This is a genomic window from Vibrio sp. 10N.247.310.23 (genome assembly GCF_041467155.1).
Taxonomy (GTDB): Bacteria; Pseudomonadota; Gammaproteobacteria; order Enterobacterales; family Vibrionaceae; genus Vibrio; species Vibrio crassostreae_C.
Genome location: NZ_JBFSTZ010000035.1, coordinates 20,469 through 47,352, shown reverse-complemented (window position 1 = coordinate 47,352; position 26,884 = coordinate 20,469). Strand labels below are relative to the sequence as shown.

Genomic DNA, 26,884 nt, shown 5'->3' with positions numbered 1-26,884 from the left:
TTAAACACCTCATACACTTCATCGTAAGAAATGCCATACCCTTCGAGCTTTTCGACACAATCACAAATGTCATTGGTATAGAAACACTCGTGATTGAATAGCTCACGGCGAATGATCGCTTTTTTACCATTCTCTTCGATGTCTTTGGCGATCCCTTCTTGAGCAATAGAATCTAAACGGGTCATTAATTGCTTCGCATTATCAACAGGGCAAATTAAACCCATACCTAACGACGCATATTTCACGCCCTCTTTTTTTCTCCATCGAACTACTTATTAGACAAAGCAAAGAACGCCCCCGCCTCATTAAATGCTTGCGTTTGTTTGGCTTGAATATAGTGAGAGAGATATTTCATGGCTTACTCCTTACGTTAATACAAAAATATCCCAGTAATTAAAACGGACAACGGTGAAACGAAAAGAGGGATCTTGAAGGAGCTGATACATCCTTAACAATAAAATTGTCAGTTAAGTCCGCTATTTTAAAGTGGTGTAAGATACTCTCCTCAACCTCAGCCTGAGTGGATGGGTAGAACTTAGAATCACGCGAAGTAAATCCCGCAATTTTGAGTTCAGCTAATGTAATGTCGCTACACGGCGTAAGAGAAAAGCCGTGCTCTTCTCCCTCTGTTCGCTGAGGAGTACGCAGTAAAGAGATATCATTTTTTGGTAAGCTTTCGTGCCCAGCGGCGAAACGCTGATCGCTGAGCGTCAATTTAGAGATAGTTGGGGTTGGGTTTTGTTGTGCCATGACAAGTTTCCTTTCTGTTTGAGGATGGTGAACAGTCTGCGAGCGACATCCAGTGATGCGAGTAGAAAGGAAAATCGGCACATAAGAAAACAAGCCCTTACTCGACCTTAATTGAAGCCAGTGAAAGGCAATAAGGAGGCACGACGAAGCACAGCTACGCAGTAGCGGAGGCGTTGGGTGATTACTTAATGTCAGATAACAGTGCCATAAGTTATCGCGAGAGGAGGTGTACTTGAACCCTGAAAAGTGTGCAGCGTAATCATTCATGTTACTAAATTGTAAAAAAGACGACAGCTTGCTTGAAAAACAGCGTATGCAGATGATCTTCATCAAAACCTATCGTCTCTATCTCAACACCAAATAAACTTCGCAGTAACTACGGCATAACCTTTCGTAGGTAGCTGCACATACCAGGATTCAGGATTTTCCGAGGATACTTAGCTACCCAAACTACGTGATATTTCGTGTAATAAACACTGTAGGGCGATGGATAATATTGCATTTATCCATCGTACCGCCTCCAAAAGCATTCATCCAAGGGTAAACCCGTGGTTTTCTGTATATACAGAATAAAATTAAAAATAATATCTAGTCATCAAATTTAAACTTGTCATTGCATTAAATTTGTCCATTTGATGATTGATGCTAGCCCCAAGTGATAGCATGGGCGAAAAATCATAAACTATAGCCCCACCAATTACACCACCAAAATGATTTTCTTCTAACTTGTGACTCAAAAGTACTTCACTTAGTTCTTCGCCATTTACATTCTGATTGTCAGTTTTTCTAGATTTTGCACGATATTGATTATATGTGACGCCGGTTTTAAGTCTAGCACTCCATTGGCCATCTAATGCGAGCGTATACACTGAAGATAATTCTACTTGCTTAACGTTCATAGATGCATCCCACTCTTTATCGAAATATAGACCAGGGGTATCAACACTAATATCTTTCCGGGACTCACTTATTTTATATTGGCTATAGCTGAGTTCCGCGGCCCATTTTTCATTGAATGAAAATCCCGACGTTGCACTAACAATACCATAATCAAACTCAGGTTTTAAAGTGACGCCATCAGAAAAGTTTGCGTTGAATTGACTCTTGTGAAAACTAAACCCATATTCCAGGCCTATATAAGGTGAAGCTAACGATGTTAATGGAGCCAGAAAAATGGCAATTAATAATAATTTTTGCATAATAACCTACACAATTTAAATTAAAACCTATAACCTTAAAATTTAAAAAAATTCTTACCTTCGACTTGGGTAATATATAATTTCGCTTGGATAAATAAGGTCAATTGAATTTCTTTTTAGCGCTAGTTGCGGATTAGATAATATTAATTCATGTAATGGAACACCTAACTTACGTGAAATAAATGTAAGATTATCACCTTTTATCACGGAATATTTTTTATAATACGTATTTTTTACGCGTTTATCACCATCAAAATTTTTGATACTTGTTGTCGGACGAGATAGAACAATAAAATCATCCTTAACATTATCAACTTGAATTGGATTTATTTCAAACTTATAATTTATTGACAACAGTAATGAATATATATTGTCATTTATATCCGAAATTAAGGTTTGATAACCAGCATCAACATACCAATCCTTGTGAAACTCAAAATGGATACCAACATTGATTCCTGGATAGATTTCTTTATTAAGATAATTAACTCCTGCGCCCACATAATAAGAGGCATAATCACTTAAAGGAAATACCCTACTAGATCTTAAAAAATAATTGTCAGGATTAAATTCGTTACTACTATTAAGTTTTGACAGTCCCGTTTCTACCAAAAATCTGTCTTGATATATATAGCCGAAAGAAACCTCATAACCATGATATTCATCATACCCTTCACCTGATTCAATTAAGCTTCCAGCATAACCAATGCCAAACTTAATGTTATCGTTAACAGTAACATTATCTTCTTGAGAAAACACTTTACTCGTTACAAGAATAGAAAACATCAAAAAGACTGCTCGATTATATTTTCTCATTATCTATATCTCTGGTTCAATTGCAAAGTTGACAGTATCCATATATTCTCCAGAAGTTAGAGTTGTACCATCTACATCTATATAGCCAAATGCTAAATTAAATATAATTGGATCATTTATTAGAGAGACACCACTCCCGATAGTGACCCATTGATTTAAAATCGTACCACTATCATTAACCAACACTTTATTTTCATTTCGATTAGCACCACAACCTTTACAGTGAATATAATATGGTATTTTAATATTGACATTATTAGTGTTTTCTAAAAAGTAATTATTATCTAAAAGAGATAATCGAATACCATTACTAAAATAACCATCAACTTTAACTTGAACAGCAGCTTCATTACTCGACACAAGTCGACTAGTTGGGTAATAAATAGGTTGTAAAACCACGTTTTCTGGAATCAAATCAACATTAGTAATCCAAACTGGATCATAATCTATTACAATAATAATGACGTCACTGAACTGACGGTAAGTTAGTGTCGACCCGATATAATAAGGTACTTTAATTGAAACAGGCACGGATGCTGAGTAAACACCTTGATTAGAACCATCTAATGCACCTAGAAGCTCAGCATTATCAATAGAAATGATTGGTCGATACAAAACGAATGGCACGGATAATATATCATTATCTATACGGATATTTGATACACAATTATCTCCCCGAACATCTATAACAGATCCAGAAATAAGTTGAGAGTTACAACCACTACCAATTCCAGAAGAAACTTTTGAGCTTGCAATACCAATAGTGTTGTATTGCATCCCCGTCACAGAAAAACTAGAAACTTCAATTGAATCACTGCCGTTTAAAGTCGAATAGCCAAAAAATTTAATTCCTTTCGCAGGAGGGACTACAAACGTGCTTGGCACCCAACTTTTTACCGTAGGCAATCCCAATGAACTGGCTTCATGCCAATTAGAGATCACCTTTTCATCCGCGGAAATATCGACAGCGTTTTCCCATTGAATGCCGTTAGCACCAACTTTAACTCGATATTCTATTTTTGCCTGTGCTACTGAACTTGAAAAAATAACAATTTGAAAAAAAATTAGATAGAATAACTTCATTGTTAATCCTTAAACTCATCGTTTATATTTAATTTACCATGTTTATTAAATGAATTGTCATAGGATGCAACATCAACAGTAATTTCTTTGTTTTCTATTTCAGATGGTAATTGAAAGACCTTCGTTCGGCCTGCAATTACAATATATCTAACAAAACAACCAGAATACATTTTATCATTATCACAACTATTAACAGAAACATATATTAGAGTGTTACTTTTATTTTCAACTACTAAATTATCATCTGTACGATTAATTTTGTATTTTATATCTGGTTTGTCTGTTGGAATAATAAAAACTGGAGAAAAACCATAATTAAGTTGCATAGCGGAACTCATATCAGAGCTATCGCCCGGATCTCGATACGGCGATGGCATAAATGTCACGAAAAACATTAAATCTCGGGAACTATCACATGTCACATTGTAACAAAGACTTCTAATACCTACATTGTTTGACTCACCAGAATGGAGAACTAGCTTATTTTGAGTTGTACTAATTTTCCAGTTTTCTACATTATTAGCGTTATAGGGCGTTTTAATAAAATCAGATCCGTCTTCGTTTACATGAAATTCATCAATATTCGCCGAAATAAACAAAGGCAAGTCACTAGTATTTGTTAATGTTAACAATCCATTCTTTTTTTCGTCTGCAATAATAAACATTTTATCCACAACTAACCCTGACGCTTGGGCCAAAGATAAAAATTGACAAAATACAAAAATCAATACAGAACTTACTTTTAAAAATCTCATATTTGACCTCTTAAATTATTGTTTCGCCACTGGAAAAAAAATATTGTTAATATATTTTCTTTTAGCATTTTCTTTTAATTTCTCTACTGAATCTATATGATTTACGAGCAAATCCGTCATTTTTACTCTATTGTTGGCTATATAAACAGCGTTTAACTGACCAACTGGTTTAGTGATAATATGATAACTATAATTCTCTAACTGTTTAATTATGCCGCTTTGCTCTAATTCTGCATTAGTAAATAATCCGACATAAATCGCTTCATAACCTCTCCCATCAACATTTACAGCAAATACGCCGTCCGTATCCGTTGGCAAACAATAATTCTTACCAAAGTTCATATATACATTATGTTCATTTCTAGGTATAAAACACTCATTCCCATCACTGACTAATCTAAAATCAAACCCTTCTAAAACAGTGACACGATAAACACCATCGATAAGTTGAACAACCGATATACATCCGTCGCCTAAGCATTCTACGTTAGAGACGAAGTTATTATTAATATTATTAAAGCCACTAATAAATGAAACCGTTTTATGTACTTGTGGAACAAATTTTAAAACTTTACCTGGCGTAGAAAAAAACATCGCATTTTTATCTCCGGTATTGTTTAATCCAACACTCTCAGCATCAAAATTCACTCGATATTGACTATAGCTCGAGAGCGGGATGATATTAAGCGAATCCGTTGTGGATTTCTTAACTAGATTACGCCCATCCTGATTAACCGTCACAAAACCGTTTACTTCTTTATCGATTAAATTCTTATTTTTCTCTTTAATATCCAATGCTAAATAAGATGAAGCCGATTTTGATGAAATATATAGTTCATCAGAAAATATTTGTGTAGAAGATATAGTACCCGTTGCCCCAATAGTACCGTCACTGTTTGCATAAAGCGAACCACCAAAATGTGCTTTATCACCAATACCATTAGCCGTAATCATACCTGTTTGAGAAACTGTGCCTTGGCGCCTGTCATACAAATTACTTATATTTAATGAACTATTAATCAGGTCAGACTCTAATAAATCAGCTTTATTTAGCGTATTAGAGAAGCGATTAGCTGAACTCTTGTCACCCATTACCGACGATATCAAATCGACAGTATCAGATAATGGTAAAGTCCACATTATCGAAAAAGAACCCTCTTCAAAGTCACTATCAGTTTGAACAGTGATATCGAATGACGAACGGCTAAAAGAACCAAATCTATAACCTAACAATACATCATCATAAATACGCTCACCTTGTTCCAAGTTTTCATCTTTACTTAACGTATACACAGCATATAAAGAAGAACCATTATCAAATCTGTAGTTAGATGACCAAAACAACTTTTCATAACTTGATGAATTATAGAGATAAGTAGATAAATATCCTCCTTCACTGTTCATTTTTTCATAATTTAGACTACCCCAATTGGATGAAAACGTCGTGTTCAAAAAATGACCATCGCTAAAAACATGACTATTTAAGACTATATCAGCATCGAAAGACCCAAGTGAATACTGCATGCCAACTTCAAATGCGGCTTCATCTTCAATTACTTTCGTACCAAGGCCTATAAGTAATCTAGGTAATAATTGATAACTAAGACGCCCTTGAACAAACGCTTTGCTTTCTATTTCTTGACCGTTTTCATACTCAATTGTTGAAATTCCATTGCCCGATGACGTTTTTCCAGCTGAAATTAAATAATCAAATTGCCCCTGAGTTAGGCTATCTTCAATACTATTAAAGATGAAGTAAACACCCTGATTTACCGGAGCTCCCCCTGTACGCAAAACCAACTCAACTTCATAACGTCCTGATGGCAATTCATTGTAACTAATAGAATTTTGACCTTGTTCAACATTTCCTTGATATATAATTCGACCATCTCGAATAAGCTCAACATCGCCGCTTTGAGCCGAATAAAAGTTAAACTGTTTATTCGCATTACTCCCGCCGACTATCATATTTTTTGATGAACCTAGAAAAAATGAAGTTTGTGGCATAATTGAACTAGAACCAGAGAGAAAGTCAGTGGAGTTTACTTTCGGCAAGTATTGAAAATAACCGGTTTTTATGAGCTTGTCATCCCAGTCTAAATTATAAGAAATATCATACAAAGTAAGATCGTTTTCTTTATTACTATTTCCAAAACCAACATTAGTGCCAACATTAGATGTGATATACCCATAAGGTAAACCCGCAACCAACTGATCATTAATCGACACAGATGTATCTTGATCCAAATATGATGAAAAATACATATTTACGTTATTTACAATCCCAGAATGCTCGCTATAAGCTGAGTGATAAGAAATCGAATCCGGACCTTTTCCTAAATCTAAAACTTTAGGGTGAACAAACAAATATAATTCTTTATCTCTATTATTGAAAACAAACTCGAAAATTTCAGGATATAATACACACTCAGTAATATACCCGCGACATGAACTTTGGTTAGAAACTCCATCCGACAATGCTTGGATTATTTCATCTACATATTTGGCATCAATACGATTATCGTTTAAAAAGTCACGAATCTTAGAATGACTTTCTACAGTTGTCAGCTTAACTGTTTGATAATTAGACACAAGCAAAATAGGATCTGTAAAGCTACCATCTAAATTTCTAAGTTTTATTTCGTTAATACTATTTCTAAAGAATTCATCAAAACCACTAGGTATGTTATTTTTCAAAGAGCTTGCTTCAACCAATGCAGGAAGTAAACAAATTGCTATCATCGCTTTTATTTTGACAAGTCGAAATAACATATCATAAACCTATAGTAACAGAAAAAGAGAGGCTACCAGCACATTCAGTGTTCATTGCACTACCACTAGGCATCGCTTGTGCAATATCCGATATTGTTAAAAAGCTCAATTCAACCTTGTGCGTATTCTTTTTAACCAATAGCCCATTAGATAGCGAATCTGTTTCAGCGAAATCATCAACTACAACTGAACCATTCGAACTTCCGACTCCAACAAACTGATAATTATCACTGCCAGAACCAACGTTGTTAATTAACGTGGAAACAAATATAGGATTTGCTGATTGTGTAGCTGAAAAATCAACGGCGTCATTTAAAAAGTTATTATTTATACAGTGAGCGTCATTCTGAACTAACTCAATTGAATAAGGAACATCAATACTAACATCTGGCACATTAGCAATACCTGAAGGAATATCTGTCTCTATAATTAAATGCACATCTTCTCTTTCAAAACCGCTCTTATCCGCCAATAATTTCAAATTGATTTTATTTGGGACAATAGAAACTCCAGTGATTGATTCTGTATACAAATTATAAATTTCAATTTTTGTAGTAACATCTGTGCTACCTCTGAAATATTTTGTTTTTGCAAAGCAATTAGCACTCAACAAAATCAAGCACATTATATAAACCAGATATCTCATTATTTTTTTCTATAATAAAAATAGCACAAGAGTTTACGTACTCTTGTACTATTAACACAATCACACGATCACACGATCAACAATATCATTGACTAGAGACCTAATATCTTAAGCGGCTGTCGCCGATAAATTTACTTCCACAACAATATCACGACCGGCTACTACACTTGGATCCAGTGCTTGCTGATTACTAACTTTAACACCAATTCGATTAAATGATGTATCACTGTAACTCGCGCCTTTGCTTACATTTTCACCATTAATAGACACGACAATAGGAAGCGCACCACCTGTTTGTGCTTGCAAGTCAACACCATCAATATCAGCAACTACATTATCAAGCGTCCAAGTAACAGTACCGCCAGACCAAAGATCACCAGCTACAGGACTTGTAGCGTCTCCACTATTCGCACGCATTTCCAATACAATATGCTCAGAATCAAATGTTGCATTAGGTTGAATATCTAAAAACGCCCCTTTAAATGCATCAGCAGATGTAGAACCATTATTACCAGTAATCATGTAATCATTATCAGCCAAATTCGCTCCAACTTGACCATTCCATGTTAATACAGCTGTAGCATCGGCAAATGCAACTTGGCTAGTCAAAGCACTCATAATAACTAACGATAATGCAGTAATTTTTTTCATTTTACTTTTCCTTTTCCTTTCTTTTTCAAATAAAAACGTTTTGCTTGCATTTAAATAAACTAAAAATAATTCAAAAATAAAATATTACAACCAAAACTAAACTAAAACTAAAACTAAAAAAAGCCTCAATTTGTAAACGTATTTTACATTAAATAACGCGCATCTAGTTAGCAGATGGAATTTTATCCCACTACAAATGCTAACCTGGAAATATTTACGTCTGTAGGGATATGTCCCTTATCGATCAAGCTCCCTTAGAGGGCTAAATATGCAAGACCTCTCGAAAAGCGGAAACCAGAATATTTTCTTAAAAAACGAGCACTAGCTCTCTGGCTAAGCAACTTAAGCACTTATAGGTCCTTAAAAAGGATGTACCAGCATCTGAGTGGTGACTCTGGTTAATTAACTGATGATGCTAAATCTTCCGCGCTTTTTATTTACCGCATATAGTGGGAAAGGTATAGACAAAGATTGTATAGATTGGCGTTAAAGTCGCTTGGTCGAAAATTAGGTATACGGCAATTTCAAGTAGATATTACAAGTTAGAGGGAAACCATGCCAACATATCAATGATTTATTGTATTGACAAAAAAGATCAATACGCCTTAATAAATCTCCTCGAATACGAAAAGGGGTAGGAAATAAAATTTTGGGGCGAGGACAGTTTTTAGACAAGGACTGCTGGAATGAAAAAATTAATTTAACGATATGTACGACATAAAGGTAAACAGGACATAGAGTATGATCGCCAATTCCAGTTATTGAATACCTAACAGCATGGATACCATTTTTTAGAGAATTATGAGGAAAACCCACCTTCTAAGAAGGCGGGTATTTATAATCTAAAAAGATTGGCCACAGAGAAAAGTACTAGTATCTGTTTTCCAAGTAAAGGACTCAGAATTATTACTCATATTATATAAGTACCGTTCGCTACCACTCTTCTCGTTCCACACCCCATAGTATGTGCCATAAGGCTTGCCATCATCGTTTAACTGATTTACAAACATGTCATGAATTTCTTTAGCTACACCAGCGTTATAAATTTGCTCTGAGGTTCCAAGGCTTAAAGCACCCCAATCAGAATCTCTTCCGCCCCAATCTTCACCTTGTACACTTGCTACATTTCCACAAAACCATTTCGACCCCGACCAATTTAATTCGCTCCTAGAAGGAAATGAAATTCTCATGTTGTTAGATGATACATAAAATGAGTTGTACAACGTTAATGTAACAGTGTCACTTGTAATCCCATTTAATTTGGCAACAAAGTCCAAACTTCCACTTCTTGTATATCCAACGCCAACCGTTACTTGCGCCCCGTTTATGGTCAAACTACTGTCGTATCCAGAAGAAGTTTTAGACCATGATACTGTATCAGATATGTCTGCGGTGGTTCCGTCTGAGTACGTACCAATTGCGGTTAACTTTTCAGTTTCTAACCTACTCATTCGCCATGAATCTGGCGAAGCATTTATACTAACAAGAGAAGGACCTGTCACGGAAATTTTCGTGCTACTAGACAATGTACCTGTACCATAACGCGCATTACACTCAGCAGTGATGTTAACGTCGCCTAATTCGCTGGATGCATTTGTTGAGACTTTACCATTGACATCCACAGTTGCTCGGTTTGAGTTTGAAGATGCCCAAGTACACCCACTGACGGTTTGAGATGAGGCATCACTATATGTACCAATAACAGTGAGATCCACGCTAGTACCTCTGGGTAAGATGTGGTGACTTGGCGTTAGTGTAACAGACATCAAATAGGGTTCTGCTATTATGACACTTTTACATATAGACAGCCCATTCAACCAAGCTTTAATTGGCTGACCGTATCCACAATCATTGGGATTTCTATTAACTGCATGACCAGTAAATTGGTTGAATGACGTACTTGATTGATTAACGTAGCTACTATCATATTCCCAGTTTTGTTGTTCAATCATTGATGTTACATCACGTGACACACCATCTGTAAATATACCCATAACAGTGAAATAAAACGGACGGCCTATAGCAAATTCATTCGCTACTAAGTGCGAGGTACTATCTTTCGTTACGATACTTTCTAGGTTGACCAGGACAGCTTCAACAATGGTCACTTCTTTTGGGTTAGACTCGACACCGTCAATCATCCAATAGATCTCAAAAGTTCCTTGATTTACACTTGACTTTAACGTCCAATTTGAACCGTCATATGTAATATCATCAACATAATAGTGAGACCCCGTACCAGTATATTCGGATTTATCAATCATCCATGTAATGCTCGCTTCATCACTGACTAGGGAACTCGAATTATCACTGTACTCTATTTGTCCATCAAGAGTAATCGTTGAACCTTGCGGTACCGTACTCGAAGACACGGATAGCGTACCATTTGTAACTACAGCAGTTGTAACTTCAATATCAATAATATTAGACCGCAATGGGTCTTTATTAGCATTATATTGACCATATAAATCTGTGTTACCAATAGTATGTGCGATAAATCCAAAGCTATCTTGAGTCAAAAGCTGACTACTTTGTACGAACGTGGTCAATGACTTATCGAATAAAAGCATGTCATTCTCTACCGAACCGTCGTTAAAATAGCCGGTCAGCGTTGTATTAATTGACTTGCCATTTGGCACGGAAATGGAAGTAGTACCAGAGCGTAACTTGGCTGATAATTGTAAACTCACTAACATACGATCTGTCGCATCACTTTTCTCGACACATGCAGGATAGTAACTGATATCCGAAAGAGGGTTATCTAACGTTGTTATATCTATAGTATACGCACCAGCTGAAATATCGAGAATTTTAATGTCTCCAGAAATACGGTCTAAAACTAAATATTCACTATTTTGGGGCCAAAGTGCTGTGTTTAACCAACCTCTATCTACTAGTGATTTTAGTTCTTCACTTGTTGCTAACTCTGCACTTAGTTGAGAGCAATATTCAATAACGCTATCGCTATATAATCCAGCTACAGAGTAATTTATTCCAGATACACGAGTGGTGATTGATTCGTCAAAGGTATAACTATTTGCTATTGCGACGTTTAAAGTCTTTGGTGCGTAAAACAATGTATTGGATTGTTCGTCAGTTACATCAACCCAAGGAGCCATATCATTTTCATCCAACACGGTTACACTAATATGGCCAATTTGATAACTACCTTTATGATCACTGACGGCATAAGTGACGAAATGGACATTTTGGGTTGATGCTTTAAATGTAAATTTAGTATTAGTTAAATTATTTTGATTTGCGCCATCAATGCTTGTTTGAGGGGCAGTTAATGATTTCACATAAATAAGTTGAATATCGTCCCCATCCAATGAATTCACATAGGGGCTAACGTCGATTTCAATGCCATTAATCGCGTCCTTAAGAGGGACATAAGTTTTGCCGTTTAAACCATAAATGGCATTGGGAGTTAACAACTCAATCCCTTGGTTCGCATTTTCAGCGACTGCAATGTCTATAACACCACTATATGCTTGACCAGCAGAGTCATCAATATAGCTGTACATTAGTCTGTCAATACCGCTGGTCCCTGGAGCTGGTATATATTCAATAAGGTGATTTGTAACATCAACGTTAACTAAAGAGCCTTTGGTATAAGGCTGCGTGATTGAAGGAGAGAGCGTCCAATTAGACACATCGGTTCCAACTAAGCTTAATTCATTAATTAGATTAATTTGAATTGGTTCGTAGTTATAGTCTGGATCTGTTGTTGTGTTTACTTCATTGATTTTTGCAACATGCGAAAGTGCTGGCAGTTGAAACATGTCGCCATCACTCACAACAACGCGCACCATACCACTACTATGTTCGTTTACATCTGTTTGATTGTTAGCAATAACAGCATACGCGTAATCACAAACTGTAGCTTGCTTACGGTTAATCGTAAAAGACTGCTGTTCGATGGAGATAGGGCTGCATGATGAATTACTATTTATAACGGACACGTCAGACAGCCTAAAGACATTCTCAGATTGATTAGCTAATACAATAGTGGATAAATCTACAATATATCCACTATCATTAATTTCAGTTTTAAGCAACGCATCTTGAGCAACGACTTCCACTATGGAATCTTGTGGAGAAGATGGTTCCTCCTCGCCTGTACCACACCCATTTAATGCAAGTGTAACAAGACCAATAGAAATAACTTTTGAATTATATAACAATCTATGTTTGCCTTTTCTCATTCTAACATGACCAATTTAATGTTTGATTTATTTACATCTATGAACGATTAATCATAGATAAATTGTTTACAAAGGCCGAGATGTTACATGTAGAAAATTAGTTGCAATCCTAATATTGCTTTTACTGATAACATTCAACCATTGTTTGAAATATAAAGGACAAAAAAAAAAAAACACAGCAGAAATATAAAAACATTGAAAATTTAAGACTTTTCCTACACGGAAGGATGGACCTTCGCTTAATTTGATAGAGCTAAATTAAGCTTTGAAATTTTATCGTTCACAATATTTCGTCCTTAATATAATTAGCATCGCACTCAGATCAAACAGTAAATTCGCTAAGAGTATTAATATGTTAACATTAATTAAAGTGGCTCTTTGCCTCATTGAATTAGTAAAAATCCCCGCCCTGAAAGGTGTTACACATTTAGCATTAATGATGACTATTCCAAGTAAACACCGTGTTAAGGGCTTTGTTGCGTGATTAAATTTAGAAGTAGAGCCTATCTGTTTCGTGTATTTCTTAGTCGATACGACTAGTTGCAGGCATACTTAAGCCAGTGAGCTTGTTCAACGCTTTTGTCATCGCGTAAGTTACCCACCGGTGCATTGTAGTTCTTAAGCTCAATCGTTCTCCTGGCAACTGTTTAAGTCAATACATCGCAGTTTCTGAGAGTGTGCGTTTGTGGTAACCATACCGTTATTTCCAATACTTAGCTGAGCTGTATAATTTGTTCAACCTACTGCGAGATTTCTGGGACGAGCACGTTCCCATAAGTGCCCTTTGCCTTGGAAGAATAATCGTAACAACACACTTAATCCTAATGACATCGTGATAGGCACTTGCACCATAAGCGCCATCACCAGATACCTCAAAGATGCTTCGGCGTGTTTGTTTTAAGCAAGAACCAACATGCTTTGTTCTTGACTGAATACAAGTGTGTGCGGACAATTTAGTGGAACATGGGCTAGCCTAAATATCGAGTAGATGAATGCTTCAGCGCTCTCGGTGGCATAGAAAAAACTCGTTTCACCATGAGCGCTGTCGTGATAGATAAATCACTGAACCAACGTGGATTCCCGCGGCTAATGAGCAATTGGTTGCCGTACTTCAAGCTGATTATTTCGTTAAGAAATTTAGCATAGGCTACAACAGGTCGTAGACGTAGCTTATCAGATCGTAAGTTCTTGATTTAGTTCGACTGAATTACGCAACAAAACCAAGATTAATGGGAGTAGTTATCGCAAATCCTAGCTTCTTTATATTCATCGATCTAAGCAATAAACAAGAAAGAGCTTACATGCTTTTACGAATAATCTTACTTACCAGTAAAGCCCATTATTTTATATTGAATTTGATTGCAATTATTTATCAGGGAGAATGAAGTGGAATCGAAAAAATTTGAAAAGTTAAAAAGAACGTTACAGTTAAATCAACTAACCGTATTACAACGGAGTGAACTTCAACGATTAATTGGCGACCAGATGAAAATAAACGCCATTACGTTAAGTGAAGAAGAGCAGCGCTTTATACTGATGATGTTTTCTGAAAAAAAACCTGTAGCGGGTTAAACAACACACGCTTCGCCATACAACCTATTGGTATGGCTAAGTCACTGAATGGACGCGACCTCTCGCACTTGAACCTAACCATTTACTGCTTATCTATCGTTCCCAAAGGACGGTGTGTTATTTTTAGTTGGTTGTTTTTTAAAGAAACTCAAGCATCAAGTGATGACAAGTAGTGGACGTAGTTGAACAGATCGTAGGTTATGGATTTAGTTCCAGTGAATCACGCAACAAAGTCGTCTCTGATATACATTAACATTTTCAGCCTGTTAGCATCTTCACTTAAGTAAATTTCAATATGACAACGCTATTTCAACTGCCAATAGATAAAATCAATTCACTTTTTTGTAGGAATTGACTGAAGTTTTATTGGTGTGAGCAAATAAAATTTGGGACCAAATGAGGTAGATTTTGAAAAACGTTCTTATTGTTGATTCACAACCACTTTACAGTGAAGCACTTGCTAATCTTGTAATTGATGTAATAAATACTGTTGACGTACAACAATTGACTAGCTGTGCAAAAGTAATGGCATTAGTTCGCAATCAAAGTATTGATTTAATTATTTTAGATGTTGTTATCGGTGATAGAGATGGCATGCGTTTAGCTAAAAACATCTTGGCTAGCGGATATCAAGGGAAGATCCTTTTTGTTTCCTCCAAAGATTACTCTAGCTTGAGTAAAGCCGCTTATGAACTAGGTGCCAATGGTTTTTTACACAAAAACCGAAGTAAGAACACAATCAAGGACGCGATTATTAGTATTGTTCGTGGCTATTCTGTATTTGATCTTGACCATTCACAGTTTTCAAGCAGCCCTGCATTGTCAAAACAAGAGGCTTTAGTGTTTCACTACTTAGCTCAAGGTTATTCGAATAAACGAATTTCTGAACAGTTATCGTTAAGTGCGAAAACGGTCAGCACTTATAAAACGAGAATCTTGAAAAAATACCATGCAAATTCATTGATTGAGCTTTTACATACGTTTGCGGAATCAGAGAACACAAAAACTTTTAGTATTTTTTTGTAATTCTATATTTGGTGATAGTAATGATACAAACTGGTTATGATACATCATGTTTAAGTTAATTGTCCGTCTGACAGGATTTGTATAACATAGTACCTATAAATAAAATTTGAATTTGTAAAACTAACCGAAAATCTGCAGATAAGAGTTGAAACGGAATTTTTTTTGATAATTTTGCACTGGAAGCAAATAAATCTAAAACATGCAATCTTGGATCTTACACTTTTGATTTTTGACTTAAAAAAAGGTGGCTAAAATGTATGAATATCAGAAGAAATCTTAGTTTTTCATGCTATTATCCATAGTATTAGATGAGACTGAGAATTAACCAACTTTAAGAAAAATGTATTTTTCTTAAGATATAAATATTGAAGAGTTATATGCCTTTCCCTAAAGATACGAACAGAACATTTATTAAAAAAGCAATAACAAAATGGGGTAATTACTACGATTACTCTCTTGTTCAATATGTAAACAGTCGGACACCAATTGTTATTATCTGTAAGAAGCATCAACAAGAGTTTGAGCAAACCCCCAAAGCACACTTTTCTGCAAAGCATCATTGTTGTAAATTGTGTTACCAAGAGGTGGCGGGTAGTTATCAAAATGAGTGGCGGTTACGGAATAAGCCAGCAAGTTTAGATAAATTCACGCGATTAAGAGAAAGCATTTTCCTGGACATTTAGAAATAGACGCGCAATTCGTTAATCTAAAAGCCTTAAATAGGAGAGCGATCAACCCGAGAAAGAAATAATTTAAGGAAAGAACCACAAACTAGAACTTCAAAATTTGAAACTATTTTTATAAATCACGCATATAAACAGAATCGGTCTTGCGGCTTTTGTGCAAGTGCAAGTGCAAGTGCAAGTGCAAGTTACATTAAATCATTATTATTTTTAATTCTACATAACAGACCAAATCTCAAGTGTAGCCAACCTCACCGATAAAGTCGCATCGGTTTTGATATTTACTTATATTCAAGGATATATATGAATAAAATGCTAGTCTCAGCAGTAACTTCTTCAGCACTTCTACTCGGAGGTTGTTCTTCAAGTCCAGATGAAGAAACAATGACGAAAATAAACAATCTTAATAACCAGGTAAGTCTGTTAAACCAAGATTTACAAGACCTTAAGGAGCAAAAAGTAACACTAACATCTGAAGCTCAATTAACTAAAAGCACAGCAGTAGAAGCCCAAGAAGAAGCTGATCGCGCAAACGAACGAATCGACAACATAACACAGTCTTGCAACAAATAGTTCAGTCAGTGTGCTTACACCTCCCTCGGGGAGGTGTATATTCGCATCACAAGCATTCGCTCACTGAAGTAGCTATGTATTAAGCAACACACTCTATGAAAATATACAAGAATATAAACATCATACAGTTGCTTACACCTTTATTTCCCGAAGTAATGTTACTGTTAATTAATAACAAGAAAGGACGTTGGTATACTAAATCAGTTGAACCGCTCTTAAATCCTGTAACCTAACCTCATGTAGTTGATGTAATAGTAGCGACATAGGAAAGTCAAAAAAGAAAATAACTGACCGGAGTGAATATAATAAAACTCTATACAAACGAAGTAGAGGCTTTCCGTTTTCTGATGCTCACATCGAAACCGTTTTAACGCCGCCTTACACTTACGCGTGCCTCAAGGCTTTATAGACTCTATATTTGCATTGATCATTGGTTGACGCCCCATTTTTGATTACACAAGCGTAAGTAAGCGGTTAAATATAGGAACAGTTCCAAAGGTCCAATTCGACACATCGCGATAGATTCAACAGGCCTGAAAGCCTTTGGGGAAGGTGAATAGAAAATTAAAATACCTGAAGCTGAAAAGTTAGGACTTGGAGTAAATTGCACTTTACCCTGCGATTGATATTGATACCCATAATGTGATTAGTGCTGAGTAAGTCTTGTTAACGTTGGTTCAGTAGAGTTCATCCGATATTACTGAACCCAGCAAAGGAAATGAAGCCGTTGAAACGCTCAAAAACGATAAGTTAGCTTAGTGCAAAACTGCCCTTATATCACGACCGTTGTCTCTATATAAGGGGCTGACTATCGATACATTGAGCTTGATATGTTACAACTCCCAAATTGGAGAGGTCATAGTTAGTATTGAACAACGCCCTAGGATTAGGTATACCTATTATAAACTAACAGCTAGATAATGCAGAGGAACTGCATTCCTTACCTAATTTGATCAACAACGCCACTAGAAAGCATTAGAATTTTAAAGCACGCATCTAACCAAAGAGAAGAATCAATGTTTAAAGAATTATTAAAGAAAACGAGGCAAGGGAAAAACCTTAGTCAAACAGACATGATAGACCTGTTATCCACACATCCAAGCTTTGAAAGATTAGATAAAGGTACTTATTCACGCTGGGAGAATGGCCGCACGGTACCATCAACCCAAAGACAAATACAAATAATGTTAATTAATTCATCGCTAAAGGATGCGCTATCAATAGCAAGGGAAGCTGCAGGCCTGACATTAATGAAATCAAAGGCAGACATTGAACAAAGATTATTTGATAAAAGGTTTCCTAATGTAAGTCATTCCGACCTAACAGAGGAAATAAGTGAATTTCATTATGAACTAAACTATTCAACAAACTGTAATGCTATAACAACCCCACAGCATGCCGACCCTAAAATAAGCAAGATATTAATGCGTGAATGGGGAGAACAACGGTACAATGACTTTCAAAAACTAATCAACCCTGACAATTCAAACTATTTACTTCTTGAATATCATAATTGTGAAGGCGAACTTCGAGCGCATCATGTAATTTATCTAACTACGTTACGCGAGCTAATCAAGGTCAACAAAAATAGGCCACGCATTATGCAGAATAACTTAGTACATGATAATGTACTTTCCACACCAAGCACTTATTCCTCATCAACAACAATATTTTGCTCTAGCATATTAGAGAGCATATCATTCTGCTTAGAAAGAAACTTCACTGCAGAGTATATATATATACAAACATCTCGCACGGCTTTCAAAGAGTATCTAGAATCACTTGAAGGTACCGTCACCAACTTTGGGGATGAATCTAAAAGTGGCTTAAAGCACTTCAATAAGACTTACAAATGGGTCGGCATACTAATACCCTTTAATAAAATGGTCCAACAAATACCCATCTTTGAAGCGATCTACAGTTCGCTTGATAACAAAATAGAAATAAAATATCTAAAATAATACAGATATAATCTATACCAACGCTAGCTCGCAAGCTGAAGTGGGCTTAGCGAAAAAGTACCCTTGCACAAAATCAACACCCAACTCTTTTAACGTTTGCACTTGGCATTGAGATTCGACCCCTTCCGCAACCAACTTTAAATTAACATCCGAAGCAAACCCAACTAACATTTTAATAAACATTTTTGTCTTTTCTGCGTCTAACATATCGATTAAGGATTTATCAACTTTAACCTCATCATAGTCAACACTCAAAAGATTACATATAGTTGCCGAATCTTTTGCAAAATCATCTAATGATATTTTAATATTATGACATTTCAACTTCATGACCACTTCCCGTAGCCTTAAAGAATCCACAGCTTCCTTCTCAGAAATCTCCAATGTAACAATGCCTTTATAACATTTTCTAACGCTTAACATTTTAGAGACGAAAACATCATCTAACAATTGATTTGAATATATATTAAATGATACCTCAACATCAAGTAAGTCATTTCTATTTAACTCTAAAAATGAACTTTCAATAAATAAAATTGTATAATCATTTATTAAACACCTATTATTTAAATTCGACAAATACAATTCATGATCAATCTTCAAACCGCCCTCAAACGTTCTAGTCAGTGCTTCCAACCCACTTACCTTGTTATTTATCAAGCAATACTTAGGTTGATAAACAATATTAACCTCCACACCATCATATAAAAACATTCCAACCCCTTGCAAATTAAACCATTAACTTTACCCGGCGGAAGTGAAAATTACGTTATCATATCAAAACCCACTCAAGCAAAAATGCTAACAACCTATAAACATCCGAATACGACTCTGTAGCGTGACTTCACTTAGAGGTAGAGCGGACTTTATTACGTGATTCAGTGCAACTAAATCCATAACCTACGATCTGAACAGCTACGTCCGCTACCTCTTGTAGCCTCATGCCTAAGCTTCTTTTCAAAACAACCTGTACAACCGTTCACTCAATTACCGCAGTTCTCTGACCTTTTGGGTTGATGAACACGCGGTAAATGACTAAATTGAAGCGTAGGAGGTCGCGTCGATTCTGTGATTTAGCCACACAATAGTGTTCATGGTGAAACGAGTGTTTTCTATGCCACCGAGAGCGCTGAAGTATTCATCTACTCGATATTTAGGCTAGCCCATGTTCCACTAAATTGTCCGCACACACTTGTATTCAGCCAAGAACAAAGCATGTTGGTTCTTGCTTAAAACAAAACCGCCGAAGCATCTTTGAGGTACCTGATGATTGCGCTTATGGTACAAGAGCCTATCTCGATGCCATTAGGATTAAGCGTCTTGTTACGATTATTATTCCAAGGCAAGGGGCACTTATGGGAATGTATTCGTCCCGGAAACCTCACAGTAGGCTGCAAAAAATTATACAGCTCAAATGAGTATTGGAAACATCGGTATGGTTGCTACAAACGCTCACTTTCAGAAACAGTAATGTACAAAGTTAAACAGTTGCTTGGAGGTTGTTTAAGTTTTAGAAAAATCACAATGCCCCGTGGTGGAAACTTACGCCTTGAGCTTGCGAATCCCCTCATAATCAGGCGTAAAAACAATGAGGTAGACGCGCATCGCCGTCTTTGATCTAATGAATATCGCTGAACACACATTTCGAACAAGTGGGTTAACAATGCGCGACATTCAGATTCTACAACAAACCATACAAGACCAATGCCCCTCCATTCACAAAAAACGCTCGAGTTCTCTGATACTTGCTACAAAAAGTGTACTTGACGGTTCAGACTCAACGCTGACTAAACTAGGTCGAAAACTGGAAACTACATCGTGAAAAAGACCTTATCTATAAATGGCATGCCTACTTAATAACGGGGGCTAACCCATGCCTTGTCATCCTTGTTGATTGGTCTGATGTTCGTGAACAACTTTGTTGTTATATGACGTTAAGTACATCCGTTGCACTTGATGGTCGAGCCATCACAATCTTTGAACAAGTTTTTGAGTATGGCCAATACAATTCACCGAAAAGTCACCAAACATTCCTCGATAAATTGCAAAGTGTTTTGCCGAATAAAATCAGTCCAATCATCATTTCTGATGCGGGTTTTAGAAATACTTGGTTCCGCCAAGTACAGGAGAAAAGTTGGTTTTGGTTAGGTCGTGTCCGAGGTGAAGTATCAATCAAACAACCTCAAAAACCTTGGGCCTCAAATAAAACCTTTTATCCAAACGCTGTCCATAAACCCAAATATATTGGCCACTGCTTATTAGCAAAGAGATCACCGATATCTTGTGAAGCCTATGTTTATAAGGGATTAGAAAAAGGCAGAAAAGCCCAGCGCCATAGCAGAACCAGCCAAAAACACTCCGCTACATATCTCTATCAACGCAGTGCAAAGGAGCCGTGGCTACTCGCGACTAATGTCCCTCGACATATCTTAAATGAAGTACAAATTACCAATCTGTACACCAAGCGTATGCAGATAGAAGAGGCATTCCGCGATCTAAGAGTACCGCCTATGGAATCGCACTTCGTCACAACAGAACTCGCGGTACTAAGCGATTGGATATCCAGCTTCTTATTGCGTTGCTCGCTGAAATCTTGATGTGATGGAATGGCCTAATTGCAGTACAGGCCAAATGGCATTTTGACTTCCAAGCCAACAGCATTAAACACCGCCGAGTTCTATCCATACCTCGTCTAGGGAGAGAGGTACGAAATCATCGGCGATATCAAATTAATGAATCCAATATCAATGGGGAATGTTCGAATATCAAAGGCTCACACACAACGCAGGACTAGGGAAATTATGAAGAGATCCGTCAGTGCCTTGAGTAAAGCACTGAATAAGCTTACAAGCTTGGTATACCTGAAAACTTACTGTATTGATAAAAAATACAGAACAGACCGACCTATCTTTAGACAGAATTAAACAATAATATTATAAAAACGACAGCCTAAACCTAAGATAAAGCGACATGGTAAAAGAATAGCCGCTATTGCGCCGGCAAACAAGAAGGTCAGAACTACCGGTGGGATTCAGCGTAAGTGACGTTAATCAAACTTTTAGTTCAATGGCTTAAATAAAATAACTAACAACAACTAATGGTATTCAGATACTGTTTTATGGCATCAAAGGGCCAAAATAGCCATCCCAAAAGGACCTTGTGCAAGTCCTCTGTCCGACTCAACTAGCAAGCTATTGAGCAACCTTCGAGATCGTAGTAATACAAGAAATCTCCTAATTTTCTGTCAAAAGTTAGAATACTCCAATAAGATTAAAAAACTACCGACTGTCCAAAAACCTTTACTATAAAAAAATATAATACATTGAGTTAAAAATTGGCTAAGCAATAATTAAATAATCCAGATAAATAACAACGTAAAGATTTGCTAAATTCACACTATGCTCAACTGCAAAATATACTTAATGACCAACTATACTTAATATTTACTGTTTTGCTTTTGCAAGATCTGCGATAAACCAACCAACATAGGCAATGTATCATCGAAGAATCGGCGGATACCAGAACAAAGGTAATTAAGCCCTTGTTCACCGTCAGGGGTCATGATTAAACGGTTTTTCGGGCATTCGCCCCAACAATATTTTAGGTAGGGACACTGCTTACAATATTCTGGTAGTGAGTCACGCTTTGCCATACCAAAAGTAAACTGTCGAGTAGAAAATACCATTTCATTCAACGTTTGGTCGTGAATGTTCGACAACTTGTATTCGGGATACACATAATGGTCACAGCTATATACATCACCGTTATGTTCAATCGCTAAGCCTTTGCCACAGAATTCTGCGGTAATACAAAGCTGAGAAGGCTTTTCCATCACTTGAGCGACAGCAGTTTCAAATAGGTTGACCAGCACTTGACCTAAGTCATTGTTGACCCATTCGACAAACATGGTGCTAAGAAATTCCCCCCAATCATCAGGATCAACTGACCAATCAGTGACAACTGACATTGGATGTCCCGGTTTAGCTAACTCACTCCCCAGCTCTGGGATCATCTGTTCATTCCAGAACTGTGGTGCGGTCGTATGAAAATCATTTGGCTCGACCACAGGTGCTAACTGGATATAAGCCACACCAAGATCGCGGGTAAGGAAACGGTAGATCTCCAATGGATACTTCACGTTGTGGCGATTTACCGTCACCAAAGCGTTGAATCGCACCTGACGTTGCTGCAGTTTTTCAACTGCTTTCATTACCAAATGGAAAGTAGGCTTACCGCTACGAGTTTTGCGATATTTGTCATGCAGCTCTTGTGGACCATCAATCGACAATCCAACTAAAAAGTTATTCACATGTAAGAACTCACACCACTCATCATTAAGTAGAATGCCATTGGTCTGTAGATCGTTTTCAATACGTATGCCTTCTGGCTGGTATTTCTTTTGTAGCTTAACCACTTTGCGGAAGTAGTCTAATCCAAGCAGTGTTGGTTCACCGCCCTGCCAAGAAAATACGATTTGCTCTCCGTCTTGACTCTCAATATAACTCTTAATAAATAATTCTAATGTTTCATCATCCATTTTAGGTTGCTTTGGTTGATGAAGCAGGTTTTCTTTATGTAAATAAAAGCAATATTGGCAGTCAATGTTACATTTTGCACCGCCGGGTTTTGCCATCACGTGGAACCGACGTTCATTTCCTTGTAAGGATTTAAACGCCGTTTTCATTGGCACAATTGGCATAGTGGTAGAGTGACGTGGGGAAGTTTTGCTCATGCATATCTCTCTTCGGATTGTGGCACCCCTATGAGCGCCACTTGTAATTATACGTTACTTAGGAACAAATGAAGCAGCTTCCATTCGAGGAGGGTACTCCATAAAGGTGTCCATAACTTCTTTAACCTTCGCAATTGCAGGCATAACTAAGAACGTACGTTCGTACATCCAACGGTCGTAACCCATACCTGTGTCACCACGTTCGAATGGGTCGATGCTTAAGTCATAGAACTGCGGAACGCGCAGTTTAGTAAATGGTTTCTTCCAAATATCTAAACCAGTTTCATTCTCTTGAATCAAGAAATGGAACTTATACTTACCTTGACGTAAAGCGAGTAGATCGCCGTCATCACTCCAATAGACGAACTCATTACGCGCAGACTTATCTGTTTTACCTATTAGGTAAGGTAGCTGGTTGTATCCATCCAAGTGAACTTTGTAGTTCATATCACCAACTTTTTTTCCCTTAAGCAACTCATCAGTCACTTTATCGTTACCAGCGGCCGCGACTAACGTTGGAAAAAAATCTTCTAGAGACATCATACCATTGAACGTTTTACCCGCTTCTATCTTACCAGGCCACTTGATCAACATAGGCACACGGAAAGCACCTTCCCACCCCGTGTTTTTCTCAGAGCGGAATGGCGTCATCCCCGCATCTGGCCACAAGTTGATCATAGGACCGTTATCTGTGGTATAAACGATGATGGTGTTGTCATCAACACCCAATTCCTTTATTTTATTTAGTAGATCACCAATTTGGTCATCGTGTTGCTTCACACCATCAGCGTAGAAACCCGCACCTGTTTTACCCTTGTACTCTTCTGGTAGATGAGTGAAGTTGTGCATACGAGTGGCGTTGAACCAAGTAAAGAACGGTTTATCTGCTTTGACTTGTTTTTCAATGAAGCTTTCAGCTGCGTCGAGGAATTCGCCATCAATGTTTTCCATGCGCTTACGTGTTAGAGGGCCTGTATCTTCAATTTTTCCGTCAGCGTACGAGTGGATAACGCCGCGTGGACCAAACTTCTTCTTGAACTCAAGGTCCGTTGGGTAATCCACGTTTTCTGGCTCTTCTTCCGCATTCAGATGGTACAGGTTACCGAAAAACTCATCGAAACCGTGGGCTGTTGGAAGATGTTCATCTCGGTCACCTAGATGGTTTTTACCAAATTGACCTGTCGCGTAACCCATCTGTTTTAAAATGGTAGCGATGGTTGGATCTTCTTTAGAGATACCTTCAACCGCACCAGGTAAACCGACTTTTGATAAGCCAGTACGCTTAGGCATTTGGCCTGTAATAAAAGCAGAGCGGCCAGCGGTAGAGCTTTGCTGTGCGTAAAAGTTTGTAAACTTAGCGCCCTCTTGAGCAAGAGTGTCGATGTTTGGCGTATTGTAAGCTAACATATTTTGGTTATACGAACTTAAATTCCAGTAACCTACATCGTCGCCAAATATCACCAAGATGTTGGGTTTGTCAGCCGCGTTTGCGGTAGCAGAAGCAGCACCTAACGCGAGCGTACAGGCGTTAAGCACCAGTCTTCTCCCTTTTTCTTTGGTTGCCTTTTTCATACCATCTCCATTAATTCTCAGAAATTATAGGAAGTTCATCTTAAACTCCCATACAGGTTAGGTTAAACTAACAAGTAAACGAGATAAATATAGTGCAATTTTGTTAATGTATAAATTCAATTTATGAGAACGATAATGGACTTAAACCTAATTCAAACCTTTCTTGTCGTAGCGGATCTCCAATCTTACACTAAAGCAGCAGAGCATCTGCAACTTACGCAGCCTGCAGTCAGCGCATCGATGAAGCGCCTAGAACAACAAGTAGGAAATAAACAACTGTTTGTAAAGAAAGGCAGAGGTATCACGCTGACTTCAACAGCGTATCAACTGGTCCCTCAATTTCAACAAGCCATTAACATTATCGAAAGCGCAGTATTAGAAGAAAAAGTATTTGAAGTGTATTGCTCAGAATCTATTTTGCACAAAATCAAATCACTAAATGGCGCAGTATTACACGAATCCCCCCCGGAAAAATGCTTTTTATTTGAGCAACTTAGACGTCAGGAAATGGACCTAATCGTAGATACAGTGACCACCAAAGACCCTGCGTTTGTTATCGAAGAAGCTTACCAAGAGCCTGCTGTAGTTATTTGTCGTGGTAAACACCCTCGAATTCAGGGTTCGCTAACCAAACAAGAGTTTTACAATGAAACTCATTGTTTGTTTTCTGGAAGGTGGCAAAACGCTACCGGTTTTGAGCAACTAGCTAAAGAAGCGATGCAAGAGCGTAAAACCGGTGTAGTTACTTGCTCGCTGGCAGGGATGGCAATGAACGTCGCGCTACATGATTACTTAGGGCTCATGTCCAAATCATTTGCAACAAAGTGGAGCAAGAGTCTCGATCTACAAATAATCGAATGCCCCATCGATATTTACGAAATTCCTTATAAACTCATCTATCATAAACGTGATACGCATAACCCCGCTCATATGAAGTTACGCGAACACATTAAGATGCAAATCAACAACTTTAACTCCGTCCCTTTGGCATTGTAATATTTCGGCACATGACGACATAGTTAAATGAACTTCCTCACAGAAACTGACAAACTATATTACAACGAACAAACAAGTATTTAGAGCCTGATTCAATTTGCTTTGTTGCGTAATCCAAACTAGATCCATAACATAAGAGCTGATTAGCTAATTCCATTCATAATCTTATTCCTAAATCTCTTTACAAAAAAACCAACTGGAAGCAATACAACCAATTTCTCATTAACCGCGGTTCTCTGCTATTTTGGGGGTAAGTGGCGAGTCGATTCAGTGACTTAGCCTTCACGACTGCCCTCAGGGGTATGGGAAAACGAGCATTTTCTATACCACCGAGAACGCCGCAATGATTCACCGACTCGATGTTTAGGTTCATATTCCGTTTAGTATTAAATACAACACTTTTGTTAGCCGAACACAAAAGCAAGTTGAGGTCACATTTAAGACAAAAACGAGAGCCTGCCACGATGCGATTAAGATTAAGCGAGCCGTTGCGCTTATTCCTCCAAGAGAAGGGGCTACTTTCTGGGAGCGGGGTCATCCCCGAAATCTCACAGTAGGTAACCAGAAGTTATATGGCTCTAATGAGTATTGGAAAGAGCGTTATAGTTACCACAAACGCTCCCTCTCAGAAACAGCGATATATCGAGTTAAACAGTTGCTTGGTGGTCGTTTAAGTTTAAGAAATTACAATGCACAAGTAGGTGAAACTTACGCGATGATAAAAGCGTTGAACAAGCTTACTGGGTTAGGTATGCCTGAAACTTATCGTATTAACTAAGAAATGCCCGAAACAGGGTGGCATTAGCTCTAAATTTAATTACGCCTCAAAGACAATCAAAGACAATCAAAGACAATCAAAGACAATCAAAGACAATCAAAGACAATCAAA

The 26,884-nt window shown here is 37.3% G+C and carries 19 protein-coding genes and 6 pseudogenes; 11 read left to right on the top strand and 14 right to left on the bottom strand.

Translation table 11 applies throughout. The annotated features are described in order from the left end of the window. The 10 genes and pseudogenes from AB6D93_RS21290 to AB6D93_RS21245 all read right to left on the bottom strand — a co-directional run. Positions 1-355: pseudogene (locus AB6D93_RS21290) on the bottom strand (hypothetical protein); the annotation flags it as partial. A gap of 38 nt (positions 356-393) precedes the next feature. Further along, positions 394-750 (bottom strand): hypothetical protein, encoded by a 357-nt coding sequence (locus tag AB6D93_RS21285; RefSeq protein ID WP_102333141.1) that lies wholly within the window; start codon positions 748-750, stop codon positions 394-396. 575 nt (positions 751-1,325) lie between these two features. Further along, a complete protein-coding gene (locus AB6D93_RS21280) occupies positions 1,326-1,949 on the bottom strand; it encodes an AcfA family outer membrane beta-barrel protein (protein ID WP_102333142.1) in 624 nt (207 codons plus the stop codon). Between the two features lie 54 nt (positions 1,950-2,003). Next, a complete protein-coding gene (locus AB6D93_RS21275) occupies positions 2,004-2,765 on the bottom strand; it encodes a hypothetical protein (protein WP_102333143.1) in 762 nt (253 codons plus the stop codon). Between the two features lie 3 nt (positions 2,766-2,768). Next, entirely contained in the window at positions 2,769-3,848 is a 1,080-nt protein-coding gene (locus tag AB6D93_RS21270; RefSeq protein WP_102333144.1) for a hypothetical protein, read from the bottom strand. A gap of 2 nt (positions 3,849-3,850) precedes the next feature. Further along, positions 3,851-4,603 carry a hypothetical protein gene (locus AB6D93_RS21265; RefSeq protein WP_102333145.1) on the bottom strand — a complete coding sequence of 251 codons (753 nt, stop codon included), beginning with the start codon at positions 4,601-4,603 and terminating at the stop codon, positions 3,851-3,853. Positions 4,604-4,618: 15 nt separating this feature from the next. Next, entirely contained in the window at positions 4,619-7,375 is a 2,757-nt protein-coding gene (locus AB6D93_RS21260) for a CS1-pili formation C-terminal domain-containing protein (RefSeq protein WP_102333146.1), read from the bottom strand. Between the two features lies 1 nt (position 7,376). Further along, positions 7,377-8,021 carry a hypothetical protein gene (locus AB6D93_RS21255; RefSeq protein WP_102333147.1) on the bottom strand — a complete coding sequence of 215 codons (645 nt, stop codon included), beginning with the start codon at positions 8,019-8,021 and terminating at the stop codon, positions 7,377-7,379. 108 nt (positions 8,022-8,129) lie between these two features. Next, entirely contained in the window at positions 8,130-8,672 is a 543-nt protein-coding gene (locus AB6D93_RS21250) for a hypothetical protein (RefSeq protein ID WP_102333148.1), read from the bottom strand. A gap of 842 nt (positions 8,673-9,514) precedes the next feature. Beyond that, the gene (locus AB6D93_RS21245; protein WP_372050126.1) at positions 9,515-12,880 is read right to left on the bottom strand and encodes an Ig-like domain-containing protein; all 3,366 of its coding nucleotides are present in this window, start codon (positions 12,878-12,880) and stop codon (positions 9,515-9,517) included. A 352-nt stretch (positions 12,881-13,232) separates the two neighbouring features. Here AB6D93_RS21245 and AB6D93_RS21240 point away from each other — a divergent pair, with 352 nt between their 5' ends. Then, positions 13,233-13,364, top strand: coding sequence for a hypothetical protein (locus AB6D93_RS21240; RefSeq protein ID WP_268811442.1), 132 nt, complete (start codon positions 13,233-13,235; stop codon positions 13,362-13,364). Between the two features lie 39 nt (positions 13,365-13,403). On the opposite strand, the pseudogene AB6D93_RS21235 reads toward AB6D93_RS21240, so the two are convergent. After that, positions 13,404-13,965 (bottom strand): annotated as a pseudogene (locus tag AB6D93_RS21235) (transposase); the annotation flags it as partial. A 301-nt stretch (positions 13,966-14,266) separates the two neighbouring features. On the opposite strand from AB6D93_RS21235, the gene AB6D93_RS21230 reads away from it, so the two are divergent. From AB6D93_RS21230 to AB6D93_RS21205, 6 genes and pseudogenes are all read left to right on the top strand, one after another. Next, on the top strand, positions 14,267-14,452 hold the full coding sequence (locus AB6D93_RS21230; protein ID WP_102333150.1) for a hypothetical protein: 186 nt from the start codon (positions 14,267-14,269) through the stop codon (positions 14,450-14,452). A gap of 408 nt (positions 14,453-14,860) precedes the next feature. After that, positions 14,861-15,478 (top strand): response regulator transcription factor, encoded by a 618-nt coding sequence (locus AB6D93_RS21225; RefSeq protein ID WP_102333151.1) that lies wholly within the window; start codon positions 14,861-14,863, stop codon positions 15,476-15,478. A 377-nt stretch (positions 15,479-15,855) separates the two neighbouring features. Beyond that, the gene (locus AB6D93_RS21220; protein ID WP_102333152.1) at positions 15,856-16,161 is read left to right on the top strand and encodes a hypothetical protein; all 306 of its coding nucleotides are present in this window, start codon (positions 15,856-15,858) and stop codon (positions 16,159-16,161) included. A gap of 303 nt (positions 16,162-16,464) precedes the next feature. Next, the gene (locus AB6D93_RS21215) at positions 16,465-16,734 is read left to right on the top strand and encodes an Lpp/OprI family alanine-zipper lipoprotein (protein ID WP_102333153.1); all 270 of its coding nucleotides are present in this window, start codon (positions 16,465-16,467) and stop codon (positions 16,732-16,734) included. 262 nt (positions 16,735-16,996) lie between these two features. Beyond that, positions 16,997-17,644: pseudogene (locus AB6D93_RS21210) on the top strand (transposase). A 106-nt stretch (positions 17,645-17,750) separates the two neighbouring features. Continuing rightward, complete coding sequence (locus AB6D93_RS21205) at positions 17,751-18,695, top strand: helix-turn-helix domain-containing protein (RefSeq protein WP_102333154.1); 945 nt, start codon at positions 17,751-17,753, stop codon at positions 18,693-18,695. 12 nt (positions 18,696-18,707) lie between these two features. Here AB6D93_RS21205 and AB6D93_RS21200 read toward each other — a convergent pair whose 3' ends face one another. Continuing rightward, a complete protein-coding gene (locus AB6D93_RS21200) occupies positions 18,708-19,409 on the bottom strand; it encodes an EAL domain-containing protein (protein WP_102333155.1) in 702 nt (233 codons plus the stop codon). Between the two features lie 253 nt (positions 19,410-19,662). On the opposite strand from AB6D93_RS21200, the pseudogene AB6D93_RS21195 reads away from it, so the two are divergent. Together AB6D93_RS21195 and AB6D93_RS21190 are read left to right on the top strand one after the other, a co-directional pair. Continuing rightward, a pseudogene (locus AB6D93_RS21195) lies at positions 19,663-20,210 on the top strand (transposase); the annotation flags it as partial. 148 nt (positions 20,211-20,358) lie between these two features. Further along, positions 20,359-21,500 (top strand): annotated as a pseudogene (locus tag AB6D93_RS21190) (IS4 family transposase). A gap of 631 nt (positions 21,501-22,131) precedes the next feature. Here AB6D93_RS21190 and AB6D93_RS21185 read toward each other — a convergent pair. Then, entirely contained in the window at positions 22,132-23,427 is a 1,296-nt protein-coding gene (locus AB6D93_RS21185; protein WP_102333156.1) for an anaerobic sulfatase maturase, read from the bottom strand. 54 nt (positions 23,428-23,481) lie between these two features. After that, positions 23,482-24,999, bottom strand: coding sequence for an arylsulfatase (locus AB6D93_RS21180; protein WP_102333157.1), 1,518 nt, complete (start codon positions 24,997-24,999; stop codon positions 23,482-23,484). Between the two features lie 135 nt (positions 25,000-25,134). Between AB6D93_RS21180 and AB6D93_RS21175 the strand changes: the two genes are divergently transcribed. Together AB6D93_RS21175 and AB6D93_RS21170 are read left to right on the top strand one after the other, a co-directional pair. After that, positions 25,135-25,995 (top strand): LysR family transcriptional regulator, encoded by an 861-nt coding sequence (locus tag AB6D93_RS21175; RefSeq protein ID WP_235612483.1) that lies wholly within the window; start codon positions 25,135-25,137, stop codon positions 25,993-25,995. 167 nt (positions 25,996-26,162) lie between these two features. After that, positions 26,163-26,773 (top strand): annotated as a pseudogene (locus tag AB6D93_RS21170) (hypothetical protein). Positions 26,774-26,884: the final 111 nt, after the last annotated feature.

Excerpts from the sequence above, each read along its gene's own strand:
- AB6D93_RS21285 (WP_102333141.1), bottom strand. The coding sequence starts at position 750 with ATGGCACAACAAAACCCAACCCCAACTATCTCTAAATTGACGCTCAGC.
- AB6D93_RS21280 (WP_102333142.1), bottom strand. The coding sequence starts at position 1,949 with ATGCAAAAATTATTATTAATTGCCATTTTTCTGGCTCCATTAACATCG.
- AB6D93_RS21275 (WP_102333143.1), bottom strand. The coding sequence starts at position 2,765 with ATGAGAAAATATAATCGAGCAGTCTTTTTGATGTTTTCTATTCTTGTA.
- AB6D93_RS21270 (WP_102333144.1), bottom strand. The coding sequence starts at position 3,848 with ATGAAGTTATTCTATCTAATTTTTTTTCAAATTGTTATTTTTTCAAGT.
- AB6D93_RS21265 (WP_102333145.1), bottom strand. The coding sequence starts at position 4,603 with ATGAGATTTTTAAAAGTAAGTTCTGTATTGATTTTTGTATTTTGTCAA.
- AB6D93_RS21260 (WP_102333146.1), bottom strand. The coding sequence starts at position 7,375 with ATGTTATTTCGACTTGTCAAAATAAAAGCGATGATAGCAATTTGTTTA.
- AB6D93_RS21255 (WP_102333147.1), bottom strand. The coding sequence starts at position 8,021 with ATGAGATATCTGGTTTATATAATGTGCTTGATTTTGTTGAGTGCTAAT.
- AB6D93_RS21250 (WP_102333148.1), bottom strand. The coding sequence starts at position 8,672 with ATGAAAAAAATTACTGCATTATCGTTAGTTATTATGAGTGCTTTGACT.
- AB6D93_RS21245 (WP_372050126.1), bottom strand. The coding sequence starts at position 12,880 with ATGAGAAAAGGCAAACATAGATTGTTATATAATTCAAAAGTTATTTCT.
- AB6D93_RS21240 (WP_268811442.1), top strand. The coding sequence starts at position 13,233 with ATGTTAACATTAATTAAAGTGGCTCTTTGCCTCATTGAATTAGTAAAA.
- AB6D93_RS21220 (WP_102333152.1), top strand. The coding sequence starts at position 15,856 with ATGCCTTTCCCTAAAGATACGAACAGAACATTTATTAAAAAAGCAATA.
- AB6D93_RS21215 (WP_102333153.1), top strand. The coding sequence starts at position 16,465 with ATGAATAAAATGCTAGTCTCAGCAGTAACTTCTTCAGCACTTCTACTC.
- AB6D93_RS21205 (WP_102333154.1), top strand. The coding sequence starts at position 17,751 with ATGTTTAAAGAATTATTAAAGAAAACGAGGCAAGGGAAAAACCTTAGT.
- AB6D93_RS21200 (WP_102333155.1), bottom strand. The coding sequence starts at position 19,409 with ATGTTTTTATATGATGGTGTGGAGGTTAATATTGTTTATCAACCTAAG.
- AB6D93_RS21185 (WP_102333156.1), bottom strand. The coding sequence starts at position 23,427 with ATGAGCAAAACTTCCCCACGTCACTCTACCACTATGCCAATTGTGCCA.
- AB6D93_RS21180 (WP_102333157.1), bottom strand. The coding sequence starts at position 24,999 with ATGAAAAAGGCAACCAAAGAAAAAGGGAGAAGACTGGTGCTTAACGCC.
- AB6D93_RS21175 (WP_235612483.1), top strand. The coding sequence starts at position 25,135 with ATGGACTTAAACCTAATTCAAACCTTTCTTGTCGTAGCGGATCTCCAA.